The organism is Anaeromassilibacillus sp. SJQ-1, from assembly GCF_046693725.1.
Classification (GTDB): Bacteria; Bacillota; Clostridia; order Oscillospirales; family Acutalibacteraceae; genus Anaeromassilibacillus.
This window is the reverse complement of sequence record NZ_JBKEIV010000045.1, coordinates 96,771-109,897: the sequence shown is the minus strand read 5'-3', so window position 1 is coordinate 109,897 and position 13,127 is coordinate 96,771. Positions and strand designations below refer to the sequence as shown.

Annotated in this window: 10 protein-coding genes and 1 pseudogene; 10 read left to right on the top strand and 1 reads right to left on the bottom strand. The window is 50.6% G+C overall.

All coding sequences use genetic code 11. From position 1 onward, the window contains the following. From ACGCCZ_RS13380 to gpmI, 8 genes and pseudogenes are all read left to right on the top strand, one after another. On the top strand, positions 1–521 hold a 521-nt coding region (locus ACGCCZ_RS13380; protein ID WP_411656284.1), incomplete at its 5' end, for a Gp15 family bacteriophage protein. Positions 522–691: 170 nt separating this feature from the next. Beyond that, entirely contained in the window at positions 692–3,412 is a 2,721-nt protein-coding gene (locus tag ACGCCZ_RS13375; RefSeq protein ID WP_411656283.1) for a phage tail tape measure protein, read from the top strand. Further along, positions 3,409–4,374, top strand: a complete 966-nt coding sequence (locus ACGCCZ_RS13370; protein ID WP_411656282.1) for a hypothetical protein — start codon at positions 3,409–3,411, stop codon at positions 4,372–4,374. The genes ACGCCZ_RS13375 and ACGCCZ_RS13370 overlap by 4 nt, the downstream gene beginning before the upstream one ends. Further along, positions 4,371–4,748, top strand: a complete 378-nt coding sequence (locus tag ACGCCZ_RS13365; RefSeq protein WP_411656281.1) for a hypothetical protein — start codon at positions 4,371–4,373, stop codon at positions 4,746–4,748. The genes ACGCCZ_RS13370 and ACGCCZ_RS13365 overlap by 4 nt, the downstream gene beginning before the upstream one ends. Then, complete coding sequence (locus tag ACGCCZ_RS13360) at positions 4,745–6,220, top strand: hypothetical protein (protein ID WP_411656280.1); 1,476 nt, start codon at positions 4,745–4,747, stop codon at positions 6,218–6,220. The genes ACGCCZ_RS13365 and ACGCCZ_RS13360 overlap by 4 nt, the downstream gene beginning before the upstream one ends. Continuing rightward, a pseudogene (locus ACGCCZ_RS13355) lies at positions 6,103–6,894 on the top strand (phosphoglycerate kinase); the annotation flags it as partial. The gene ACGCCZ_RS13360 and the pseudogene ACGCCZ_RS13355, both read left to right, overlap by 118 nt. A 117-nt stretch (positions 6,895–7,011) precedes the next feature. Next, positions 7,012–7,782 carry a triose-phosphate isomerase gene (tpiA, locus tag ACGCCZ_RS13350; RefSeq protein WP_054323523.1) on the top strand — a complete coding sequence of 257 codons (771 nt, stop codon included), beginning with the start codon at positions 7,012–7,014 and terminating at the stop codon, positions 7,780–7,782. Positions 7,783–7,823: 41 nt separating this feature from the next. Further along, entirely contained in the window at positions 7,824–9,344 is a 1,521-nt protein-coding gene (gene gpmI, locus ACGCCZ_RS13345; protein WP_085531608.1) for a 2,3-bisphosphoglycerate-independent phosphoglycerate mutase, read from the top strand. A gap of 200 nt (positions 9,345–9,544) precedes the next feature. Here the strand turns inward: gpmI and ACGCCZ_RS13340 are convergent, their stop codons facing one another. Then, on the bottom strand, positions 9,545–9,931 hold the full coding sequence (locus ACGCCZ_RS13340) for a desulfoferrodoxin family protein (RefSeq protein ID WP_054323521.1): 387 nt from the start codon (positions 9,929–9,931) through the stop codon (positions 9,545–9,547). Positions 9,932–10,262: 331 nt separating this feature from the next. Here ACGCCZ_RS13340 and ACGCCZ_RS13335 point away from each other — a divergent pair, with 331 nt between their 5' ends. Together ACGCCZ_RS13335 and ACGCCZ_RS13330 are read left to right on the top strand one after the other, a co-directional pair. Next, positions 10,263–11,882, top strand: a complete 1,620-nt coding sequence (locus tag ACGCCZ_RS13335; protein ID WP_411656279.1) for a peptide ABC transporter substrate-binding protein — start codon at positions 10,263–10,265, stop codon at positions 11,880–11,882. Between the two features lie 784 nt (positions 11,883–12,666). Continuing rightward, positions 12,667–13,038 carry a VOC family protein gene (locus ACGCCZ_RS13330; protein WP_054323519.1) on the top strand — a complete coding sequence of 124 codons (372 nt, stop codon included), beginning with the start codon at positions 12,667–12,669 and terminating at the stop codon, positions 13,036–13,038. The last annotated feature ends 89 nt before the right edge of the window (positions 13,039–13,127 follow it).

The window sequence follows — 13,127 nt, the reverse complement described above, 5'->3', positions numbered from 1 at the left end:
TTGAGTTAGCTCTACTCAATGGAGATACAGATGTATTGCAGTTGCTGCAGATCTGGTATCCGCATATCCCTCATAACGTCAATGCTGCAGTTGATGCATCTCTTCAATTTTATCGTTTGGGACGGCCTGCATTGACGGAGGAGAGCGGTCACGATCCCATTATCCGCAGACAAGAGCGCGCATACGATTTTGATCAGGATGCAGACATCCTGCTCTCGTCGTTTTGGCAGGCGTATGGGATTGATCTCACATCCATATATCTCCATTGGTGGACATTCCGGCGGCTGATGTTTGGCCTGCCAGAGGATAGCGGATTTATGCGCCGCGTCCATTATCGGACAGCAGACCTTAAAGGACTACCCAAAAATCAGAAAAAATACTATGAGCGGATGCGCAAGCTGTATGCTCTTAAGCGCGGCAGTGCAGAGGATCGTATCTCTCTGGAGGAGCGCAACCGCCGGATGCGCAGCTATGTCTCCCGGAGGTTTGAGGAGGTGCAGCATCAGCTTGGACAAGGTTAGATGCCCATACTGTGGATATGTAATGCCCTTGCAGGTAAGCAGAGATGCATCCTGCAAGGGTGTATTTGTGCGCTGCAAAGGACGCAACTGCAAACGAATATTTGAGATCAAAATTAGTGATAAGACCAAGTAGAGCCTGAGCTGCCGATGGTCTCCCAGGAGGTGGGATCATGGCAGCAGATGGCTCTGTAATCATCCAGATCGACGGCGACAGCAGCGGATTTGAGGGCGAGCTAAAAGATGTCAACGGCCAGATCAGCAGTTTTGGGAGTGCTACCACCGCAGCGCTTAAAGGGTCCGCTGTTGCAATTGCTGGAGTCAGCACGGCACTTGTCGGTGCTACAGGTTATGCCGTAGATTTTGCCAACGATGCACAGAAAGCCATTAATAGCTTTGAGGCTGCGACGGGTATCGCAGAGGCGTCTGCAAATGGATTTGCAGACGCTATGATGCAGATATACAACAACAACTTTGGCGATAGCCTGGAGGATATATCTGCAGCGATGGCCACCGTAGCGCAGATATCCGGAGAGATTGACCCGGACAACATTGGAGGTCTTACCCAAAATGCCCTGATGCTCCAGGACGCGTTTGGATTTGACATCCAAGAACAGATACGTGCTGTGAGCATGATGATGGATCAATTTGGCGTATCTGGCACAGAGGCATTTAGTTTGATTGCTCAAGGCGCACAAGGCGGACTGGACAAAAATGGGGATCTCCTCGATAGCATCAATGAGTACTCCGTGCATTTTGCGCAGCTCGGCCTGGATGCTGAGGACATGTTTAACAGCTTTGCCAATGGTGCCGCGGCTGGTACATTTTCCGTTGACAAGCTTGGAGATGCAGTCAAAGAGTTTGGCATACGGGTAAAAGACGGGAGCGACACTACGATGGAGGCATTTGCCTCCATCGGCCTTGACGCCAACGAGACGGCAGCGGCATTTGCCGCTGGAGGCGAGCGTGCATCACAAGCATTTGCGGATGTTACCGACGCCCTATTTGCGATGGATGACCCTCTGGCACAAAATACCGCAGGTGTCGCCTTGTTTGGCACAATGTGGGAGGATTTAGGTGCTGACGGCGTCAAAGCCTTAGCTGATCTCAACGGCGGGATCAGTACTACAACCGATGCGCTTGGAGCAATCAATGCGGTCAAATATGACGACTTTGACTCTGCGATTGCAGGACTCGGACGGGTACTGCAGACCAATTTTGTTTTGCCGATCGGTGATCAAGCTCTGCCCATATTCTCCGATTTTGTCAACGAGGTATCCGCAGGGGCTGCCTCTGCCAACGGTGATGTCTCTGAGATGGCGGAGGCATTTGGAGAGGCGCTCTCCGGATTGAGCGATGGAGTTGCAACAATCCTACCGCAAATAGCGGATGTTGCGAGCGAGATCGTTATGGGATTGGTTGACGGACTCGCTGCATGTTTGCCTCAGATCAGTACAGCTGCTGTGGGCATGATCACCACGCTGTTGCAGGGATTGATTGAGGCGTTACCATTACTCTTAGAGGGCGCCATTGAGATCATCATGGCTCTGGCCAATGGGATCAGTCAGGCCCTCCCTCAACTGGTGCCTAAAATTATCGAGGTTGTTGTTGCCATTGTCCAGACATTGATCGACAATATACCTCTACTGGTTGATGCGGCCATCCAGTTAATCCAAGGACTTGTGCAGGGACTGCTGGATGGATTACCCATCTTAATTGCTGCTATCCCCAATATTGTGACCAACCTGGTCGATGTATTGCTTGCATCGATTCCTCGGCTAATCGATGCGGGGATACAGCTGCTTACGGCATTGGTAGACGCACTCCCAGATATTATTGCGGCCATTGTGGAGGCAATCCCAGAGATCATAGACGGGATTCTCACAGCATTGCTTGATAATATCGATCTCATCGTGCAGGCCGGGATCGACCTGTTGACCGCTCTGGTCGAGGATCTCCCGATGATTATCCAGACGATCGTCGACGCATTGCCGGACTTAATTGACGGGATTATCACGGCGCTGATGGATAATCTGCCAGCGATTATTGATGCGGGCGTTACGCTATTTTTGGCTTTGATAGATGCACTCCCACAGATCATTACAACGCTTGCAGAGTCTATGCCCAGGATCATTGAGGGGATCGTTACTGCATTAACGTCTAATATTGACAAGATCATCGAGGCAGGTATTACCCTATTTGTGGCACTCGTCCAGGATTTGCCAGCCATTATTGCGGGGATTATCAAGGCAGTCCCACAGATCGTCCAGGCGCTTGTAGATGCGTTTTTGGGTCTGATGTCCAAGATCCAGGATGTCGGACAAAATATCGTCGAGGGCATCTGGCAGGGCATCACAGGAGCAGGCGAGTGGATCAAGGGCAAGGTCACTGAGTTTGCCAACAGCATCCTCGGCGGCATCAAGGGAGCCTTGGACATCCACTCCCCGTCTCGCGTGATGCGTGACCAGGTTGGTAAGATGATTTCTATGGGCATCGCCCTCGGTATCAAGGACAAGACCAAGGATGTTACAGGAGCGATTACCTCCGTATCCAATGCAGCGATTAAGGCAGCTAAAGCGAGTGCCGACTCTTACACGGAGATTGGGGAGTCTTACATAGATAATTTGACCTATGCCATCGACACAGGTGTAGATGCGTCTGTGGCTGCGATGGAGCAATGGGTCGAGGCAAATGTGGAGGCATATAACCATAAGGTTGACTCAACGACAGAGTCCATGGTTGCCGCCAAAGAGCGTCAAATGGACAAGGTCGGTAAAACCCAAAAAGAGGCCATCCAAAGGGAGATCGACGCTATCGAGGAGAGCGCCGACGCTCAAAAAAAGCATATGAGGATGCAGGCAAAGAGGTCACTGACGCATATAAGGATGCCTTGACGGACGGCTACGATGAGGCATTGCAGATCACCAAGGACCGGATTACAGAGATCACCGATGAGTTCCAAGGCGCGAACGATGATATCCTTGCGCAGCAAGAGGACATGCAATCCAAACTGGCTGGCTTTGGAGACCTATTTGTGATTGATGATGAGACTGGTGACCTATCCCTTGTCAATTTGGACGCGCATATTGAGGCCCTGCGTGCATACGACAAGGCTCTGTCACAGCTCCAGATGCGCAAGTTGCCGGATGGATTTATTGATCAGGTAACGGCTCTCGGAGTCGAGGAGGCCACCAAATTTGCGCAGGCGCTGGTTAATTTGCCTGCGGAAGAATTTGGCAGCTACATGGCTGCTTGGCAAAAGCAGCAGGATTTGGCCAAAGGGATTGCCGATCAATTTTATAAGAGTCAGCTCGATACGCTCAACAAAAGCTTTACGGCCAAGCTAGATGCGGCTTTGGCCTCGGTCCCATCAACGCTGAGCAGTATTGGACAAAACAGCATCCAAGGGATGATTGATGGCATGTACTCCAAGTCTGGAGCCCTGTCTACCGCTGCCGCCGATATTGTGCGTCAAGCCATCAATGCCATGAGAGATGAGGCGGACATCCACTCCCCATCCGGCAAAACACGGGATCTGGTTGGCGAGCCTCTCGCACAGGGCGTAGGTGTTGGGTTTGACCGGGCATTGCCAGATGTCCTCGCTCAAATGCGCGGCGCGGTAACCAGCGAGGTCGGGAGTTTGTCCGCTGTGGCCACTGACCGAACAAATGCACATGCAGCCCAATACGCTCCAGCGGCCACGCAATCCACCTACTATCATGAGTACATAGAGACGACGCCTACGATCAATCTTAAGGGCGATATGGCGGCTCTTGCCCGGCACATGTATCCGTACATCGAGGTCGAGCGCAAACGACGAGGCGATAAGATGGTCAAGGGAGGCACAACAACATGATCGAGATCAACGGCCAAAAGTATCCCGGTGCAGAGATAACCGACCTTAAGCGCGGAGAGATACGTGAGTATAAGTATGATCTGATTGCGGAGAGCGGCCGGAAACGCAGTGAGCTGCGTGCCCGGTATCGCACGTATACAGTCACTTTGGGCAGCCTTGACCAGGCCGCTTATGACTCGCTGCGCGAGGCATTGGCTACATCGGACGAGTATGTGTCCATTACTTTGCCGGACGGTCAAGATGATGTTACGCTGGACGCCCGTGTAGAGATCGGTAACGACTCTCTAATGTTTTTAGAGCTGGATGGCACACGGCGCTGGGATGGCCTTACGCTCAATATCACCGGAGTAGAGCCTTTGGAGGATGGCCAATGAGTACCAGATGCGAGATCTCTTTTAGGCTGATGGATGTTACAGCGGTTGACGACGCCACCCTATCCGCCACAAATTACAAGCCTTGGTCCGATCTCTATCAGATCCATGATGAGACCCAGACGCTGGATCCATGGGCAACGTTAGAGGGGGATGGTATCCCGCTTGATGGGAGCCGGTTACTTTTTCCGGATGATCCTGTCCAAGAGTTTATGGGAGTTTGGTCAAACACACTCTCTGGATCAGATGGAGTGTTTGCAGTCCCTCCCACATTGACAATCACATTTACGGAGCCTCACACCTCTGTAGGACTTACCTTGGTATTTAGCGAGTCAACCGGAGACTGGATCCATGATATGCATATCGTTTGGTATGGACAGAGCGGCAATGTGATACACGAGGAGGATTTTGCTCCGGTTTCCGCCAACGCCTCTTATGGTCCGCTGGTGGAGGGATATTATAAGATTGTCATCACATTTTTGGCAACCAACAAGCCATACCATTATCTCAAATTATCCGGGCTACGGTACGGCGTGCTTAAGGTATTTGGAGGCAACGATCTTATCAGCGCCAATGTGATAGAGGAGGTTGATTTACTCTCCGACGAGTTGCGCATCAACATGCTCTATTATCAGTTTTACTCGCCGTCCGGAGAGTTTGACATACTTGATCCCAGCGGTGCATATCGTGCTTTCCAGTTGAGGCAGGATATGGCTGTTACAGAGTGGATTGATGGTGATCCCATGGACATGGGGACCTATTATCTGCAAGAGGCTGCAACTGACGGCAATGTCACAGATGTCACCTGTACCGATCTATTAGGCGTGATTGATGGCACAGAGTACATGGGAGGTTTGTGGCTGGACGGCATTACGGTCGGGGACTTGGTGTCCGATATTATGGCATCTGCCGGAGTCTCGGATCTGTATGAGCTAGATGCGGATATCGCCAGGATCACCCTCAAAGGGTATCTCCCCATCTGTACGCATCGGGCGGCGCTGCAGCAAGTAGCGTTTGCTGCAGGTGCTTTGGTGTCATGTGCGCGCAGTAATATGATCCGTATTTTTAAGCCATCGACTGATGTGTCGGATACGATCAGCCCGGACGACAAAGTGGTGGGACATAGCCTCACGCAACGGGAGCTGGTGACTGGGGTAGAGGTATATGTACATCATTACAGCCTCTCTGATGAGAGCAGCGAGCTGTTTGTAGAGGAGTGCCAAGTGGGTGATCGTCTGGTCAAGTTTTCATCCCCTGCTGCTGAGCTCTCTTGTACAGGAGCAATCATCGCTGATAAGAGCGTCAATTGGGCACGTCTTACGGTCTCTGAGGCTGGCACAGTTACGCTCACTGGCAAAAGGATCTTGCTTCCTTGGCGGAAATTTATGTCAATGACGCATTCGGCACAGCGCACCGTGCGCATGCTTCGACCGCTGGCGTTGCCGACTATCTGCCGGCTGTCTGCGGCTATCTGATTCAGAAGGAAATCACCATCATGGGCGGCGCGCTCACCGAGCCGAAGCGCCCGTTTGTCGCTATTCTGGGCGGCGCGAAGGTTTCCGATAAGATCGGCGTAATCACCAACCTGCTGGACAAGGTGGACACCCTCATCATCGGTGGCGGCATGGCCTACACCTTCATGAATGCTCTGGGTTATTCCATCGGCACTTCCATCTGTGAGAGCGACAAGGTCGAACTCGCGAAGGATACGATGGCGAAGGCCAAGGAAAAGGGCGTCAAGTTCCTGATTCCGGTGGACAATATTGTCGGCTTGGAATATAAACCCGACACCGAGCACAAGCTTGTCGATTCCGATCGCATTCCGGACGGCTGGATGGGCCTGGACATTGGCCCCAAGACACGCGAGCTGTTCACAGAGGCTGTCAAGGGAGCTGGCACGGTGGTATGGAATGGCCCGATGGGTGTTTCCGAATGGGAAGCTTTTGCTGAGGGCACAATCGCTGTTGCAAGAGCCGTTGCAGAGAGTGGCGCGATTTCCATCATTGGTGGCGGCGATTCTGCTGCTGCAGTCGAGAAGCTCGGCTTCGCGGATAAGATGACCCATATCTCCACAGGCGGCGGCGCTTCCCTCGAGTTCCTGGAGGGCAAGGTTCTCCCGGGCATTGCCTGCTTGAACGATAAGGACTAATTTGAGCATCCGCGCCTTCGGCGGGGATTCCCGCCTGCCCGGGACGCTATGTTCCGGCTGTGCGGCCCCCTCCGGAGGTTTCTTTTTTGACTATCATATAAAAGGAGATAGACATCCATGAACAAAGCACTGAGAAAAGCCGTCATCGCCGGCAACTGGAAGATGAACAAGACCCCTGCTGAGGCAAAAGAGCTGATCGAAGCTATCAAACCTCTGGTCGCTGATGCAGGTTGCGATGTGGTCGTTTGCGTTCCGTATGTGGATCTTGCCGCCGCTTTGGAGGCAACCGCTGGCACCAACATCGGTGTAGGCGCAGAAAACTGCCACTGGGAAGCTTCCGGCGCTTATACGGGAGAAATTTCTGCAAATATGTTGACCGCAATGGGTGTGAAATATGTCATCATCGGTCACAGCGAGCGCCGTACTTATTTTGGCGAGACGGATGTCACCGTTAATAAGCGCGTACGCGCCGCTTTGGACAATGGTTTGACCGTGATTCTCTGTGTCGGCGAGTACTTGGAACAGCGCGAGCAGGGCATCACTGCAGAGTTGGTTGCAATGCAGACCAAAATCGCTCTGCAAGGTGTGAGCAAGGACGAGCTCTCCCGCGTGATTATTGCATATGAACCGGTCTGGGCAATCGGAACCGGCAAAACTGCAACCGCAGAACAGGCCAACGAGGTCTGCGCGATCATCCGTGAAACCGTGAAGGGCCTCTACGACGAGGCAGCTGCAAACGGCATGACCATTCAGTACGGTGGGTCCATGAACGCCAAGAATGCAGCCGAGCTTTTGGCACAGCCCGATGTGGACGGCGGCCTGATCGGCGGCGCTTCCCTGAAACCCGCAGATTTCGCGGAGATTGTCAAGGCTGCTACCTTGGGCTAATTCCCTTGCAGTTTTGAAAAGAGTAGGAGATCGAATAACTCATGAGTAAAAAACCTCTGATTTTAATGATTTTGGATGGCTTTGGTATTGCTGGCGATTACGGCAACGCAATCAAAGCAGCCAATAAGCCTAATCTGGACCGTATCTTTGGCAGCAATCCGATTACACAGATCGGAGCATCCGGAATGGACGTCGGCCTGCCGGATGGACAGATGGGGAACTCCGAAGTCGGGCACACCAACATTGGCGCCGGCCGTATTGTTTATCAGGAGCTGACCCGCATCACCAAGTCCATTCAAGATGGCAATTTCTTTGAAAATTCCGCTTTTATTTCTGCGGTGGACAATGCCATTGCGAAAAAGACCGCTCTGCATTTGATTGGGTTGTTGTCCGACGGCGGTGTGCACAGCCACAATTCCCATTTGTATGCATTGGTGGAACTCGCTAAGCGCCGTGGCCTGAAAAAGGTCTATATCCATGCTCTGCTTGACGGCCGCGATGTGCCGCCTTCCTCTGGTAAGGATTATGTGGCCGATTGTGCCGCAAAGCTCAAAGAGATCGGTGTCGGTGAGATTGCCACTGTGATGGGCCGTTACTACGCAATGGACCGCGACAACCGTTGGGAACGTGTTGAAAAAGCCTATGCCGCGATGGTATATGGAGAGGGCATCCAGTGCCCCGATCCGGTTCAGGCGGTGGAGGATTCCTATAAGGAAAATGTCACCGATGAGTTTGTAGTACCAACTGTTTGTGCACAGGGCGCAGAAATTGGTGCAGAAGATTCCATTATCTTCTTCAATTTCCGTCCGGATCGCGCGAGAGAGATTACCCGTACGTTTGTCGATCCGGAGTTTACAGGCTTTGAACGCAAAAAGGGCTTCTTCCCGGTTAAGTATGTCTGCATGACGCAGTACGATGCAACCATGCCAAACGTTCTTGTGGCCTTTAAGCCGCAGAGTTTGACGAATACTTTCGGCGAATACATCTCCGACAAGGGTTTGACACAGCTGCGTATTGCAGAGACAGAGAAATATGCCCATGTGACCTTTTTCTTCAATGGGGGCGTTGAAAAGCAATACCCGAATGAAGATCGCGTATTGGTCAACTCTCCGAAGGTGGCCACATATGATTTACAGCCAGAAATGAGCGCTTATGAGGTCACTGATAAACTGATTGAGCGCATCGAATCCGGCAAATATGATGTGATTATTTTGAATTATGCAAACTGCGATATGGTCGGCCATACCGGCGTTTTTGACGCCGCTAAGGCCGCTGTCGAGGCAGTCGATACCTGTGTGGGCCGCGTCCTTGACGCGATTGCAAAAATGAACGGTGTGGCGCTGATTACAGCGGACCATGGCAATGCGGACAAGATGTACGAGGAAGATGGCTCCCCGTTCACTGCGCATACTACCAACCCTGTTCCGTTCTGCGTAGTCGGCTATCCCTGCAAGAAGCTGCGCCAAGGCGGGCGCCTTGCCGACATTGCTCCCACTATGCTGCAGATTCTGGGTTTACCCCAGCCTGCGGAGATGGACGGCCGTTCTCTTATCGAGGAATAAACACGGCTGTTCCCGTTTATAGCGTTAGAGGGAACGGGAGGAAACAGGCTCCCGTTCCAAACTTGCGGAGAAGCAAGCATGCCGGGTGTTTTCTGGCATTGAATCTCCGCAATATATTCAATAATCCGTCCTCCAAATGAAAAAAGGCGTTTCCCAGCAGGGAAACGCCTTTTTCTATATATGTATGGATCTCGGACGAATTATTTCATCTCGGTCTTCCATAGGCCGTGCAGATTGCAATATGCGTAGACAGCAATCAGCTCATCGTCCTGCAAGGCAAACGACACCGACGGCTTCTCGCCCGGCTTAATGACCTTGCGCTGTCCACCATGCGCGGTCTCCAGATATACCCAAGCGATGTAATGCTCTTCTGTAGACGGATGCTCTACGCTTCCTACATGGACATTTACAATATTTCCATCCACTTCAACAACCGGCAGGTGCTTCTCTGTTGCGCCCTCTGTGGTATTGGGAACCAATTCGCTCATCTTCTCCCCACAGCAAACCAGCGGCACACCAGCATTGTTAATCAATCCTACGATATTCCCACAATGCTTACAAATATAAAATTTTACTCTCTGGCTCATCTGTTTAACCTCCATTCAAGTTTTGGATTTCTTCCATTGTAATAAAAATTTCTCGCGGGATGCATGTTTCCTACATATTTATTATACCCTATGAAACGGGGGTTGTATAGGCGGGTTTCCATATTTTTCATGGGATTTTTTTAAATTCTTTAAAGTCGAATGATTGGCGTTTCATGCGATTGCGGAGGTTCTTTTCTATTCCGGCAAGATTCCCTCCCGTACATCCCAGTCCATAACAGGAAACTTACGATTCTATGACATTTCTGTATCCACATTGCATTGCCCCTGAAAAGATGCTAGAATAAATGAAAAAACCGGAAGGAGTGACGGAATGAGACGGTTTGCGGCAATTATCTTATGTGTGGTCCTGCTGCTCTCTCTGGCAGCATGCGAGGACAGCGAACCCAGCAATGCGAACAAGTCCTTCCAATATCACTTGGCTTCGGAACCAAAGACGCTCGACCCTCAAATCGCGGAAGATGAATCCGGCATTATATTGATTCAGGCACTCTTCGAAGGGTTGACTCGCCTGGATGCAGATGGCAATGCAGTTCCCGGTGTAGCAGAAAAATGGTCATCCAACACAGATTTTACTCAATTTACGTTTTATCTACGGGAGGATGCTGTTTGGAACGATGACGACAACACCCCTGTAACCGCGGATGATTTTGTTTATGCGTTTCAGCGTGCACTCGATCCTGCAACCAATTCATCCACATGTAGCCCTATGTTCTGTATCCAAAATGCACGCGCCATCCGGTCCGGCGAACTGCCGGTGGAGCAGCTGGGCGTTTCCGCGGTAGATGCCCGTACCCTCTCTGTGCAATTGGAATACTCGTGCGAGGATTTTCCCGTTCGAGCAGCATCGGCAGTATTTATGCCGTGCCATGAGGAATTCTTCCTTACAACCGGTGGACGCTATGGTTTGGAGCGTTCCACGATGTTGTGCAACGGACCATTTGCGATCGACGGCGCTTATGGCTGGGAGCACGGTTCCTATATCAACCTGCGCCGTTCTTCCAGTTACTCTGGCGACAGCAAACCTTTGCCCTCCGATATTAAATTTAGTATCGGAAACAAGAAGGTGGATGTTTCTGATCCTGTGGCCGCCCTTACGAATGGCACTGTAGATGCAATCGCCATGCCTTCAGAACTTGTGGAAGAGGCTGAAGATGCGGGCTGCACAGTGGTCGGCTTCGAAGATACAACCTGGGGATTGTGCTTCAATACACAAAATGAAGTTATGTGTAATCTCAATATCCGTAAGGCCTTTACACAAGCCTTTACCCGTGAAAAGGTACTCACACATCTCCCTAAAGGAACAACCGTTGCGGATTATATCATTCCGCCGGAAACCAAACTATTCGGCCGGGATTATCGCCAACAGGTGGGAAATGAAACGTTCTATCCCCAACAAGATTCAACAGTAGCCCAGCTTTTGCTGGCCGGCCTACAGGAGTTAGGCTTAGAAGCACTGCCGAGTGTGACCATCCTCTGTTCGGATGACCCGGAAGTCAAGCTGATGGCCAATGAGATGCTGACGGAATGGAATGATTTATTCGACAACTATTTCAACATGGAACCTCTCAGCGATAAAGAGCTGGCTTCCCGCATCGCAGCGGGAAGTTATCAGATTGCAATCTGTTCCATTACTCCGGAATCCTCCGGCCCTCTGGCTGTCCTCGATCTCTTCCGCAGCGACAATCCAAACAACCCGGCTGGCCTGCACTCTACAGGTTACGATGAAAATCTATCCAAGGCGGAAAATCAAAGTGGAGCGGAAGCGGCCGCCACCTGTGCAGCGATGGAGCGCTATCTCAACGAACAGTGCATCTTTTATCCTCTTTTCTATGAGAACCACTATTTTGCTTCTGCTCCTGGGGTGACCGGTATTGTTTATCACCCCTATGGCGGCGGTGTTGACTTCATCCATGCAGGAAAGGAAAGTTAAAGTGTGTTCGAGATCAGTAGAGTCTACTATTTGTAGACGGTAGTGATTTTAGATCTCTACTAAATTAAGCGAAAGTATCATGGTTGTTAGCTGAATTTTCCTATACAGGCAAGTAAGACAGACTATCAAGACCATTATGACATGTATTTGCCTATATCTGATAGGCAAATACGGCTAACTAATATGATAATGGAGATACCCTACCTATAAGTTGTTGATAGTTGTTCGTTTATATAGCCATCACAAATAAGCAAAAAACCGTTATAGCAAAGATAACCGGAATCAAATCACAACCACAGAACGATCGACGAGTCCTATCGCCTATGGAGTCGTAAATCGCTGTAAGGGGCCCGTCATGATCAGATGGCTATTGTAACGTCCTATTGCTCATATCGTACAAAAGCATCCTTTCTTGCGGTTTCCTTTGAATGGTTTTCTCTATAGATATATTTAGGTAGCTGGCCTGTATAAAACCTACCTTTTAAGAACAGGGCATCCAATTCCAAAAGAAATGCATTGCAATTTTTGATTCGGCTTTATACGCTCATTTTGTGTTCAACGGCATTGGCACAATTGTTTCACATATCAATTGTGCCCCTTTATCTGAGGGACCTCCTGCGGTTTTCATTTCGGTTCCAATGCTTTCCTTTATTGTGTCTTTCTAAAAGCGGCCTTTCCGGATCGATAAACCCACAAGAAGTTGCTCTGCATAAGCTCTTTTTGCTTTTTCCTTGAGTAAACGTTCAAAATAAAACATAAGTACATGGGAAGGAGGATTCCATCCATGATAACCTCCTGTATAGCATTTTATCCTTGCCTAGACCTATCCGCAACCGAAGCATTTTATACGCAAGTGATCGGTCTGCGCACCGTGTTTGCCTCCGATACAGTGCGAATCTTTTACGCCAATGGCGGATCCTTCGGTTTTGTCGCCTATGGGGACGGTGAAATTCCCCACCGCCATCTCTGTTTATCGCTCAATTGTACAAACCGGGCCGATGTAGACGCCGAGTACCGCCGTATCTTAGCGCTCGGTGTTCAGCCACAGAGTATCCCTGCCCAGCACCCCAGCCAGCCGGTCTATTCCTTCTTTTTGGAGGACCCAAATGGTTATACTGTGGAATTTCAAAAGATCGAAGGGATTTCCCTTCCTTGACACTCCCCTAGTCTAAAGCCGGGGATTCTCGGCTCAACGACCGTTTCCTTCAAATAGAACAGATGAACCAAAAAATGTGTGGCTTATAC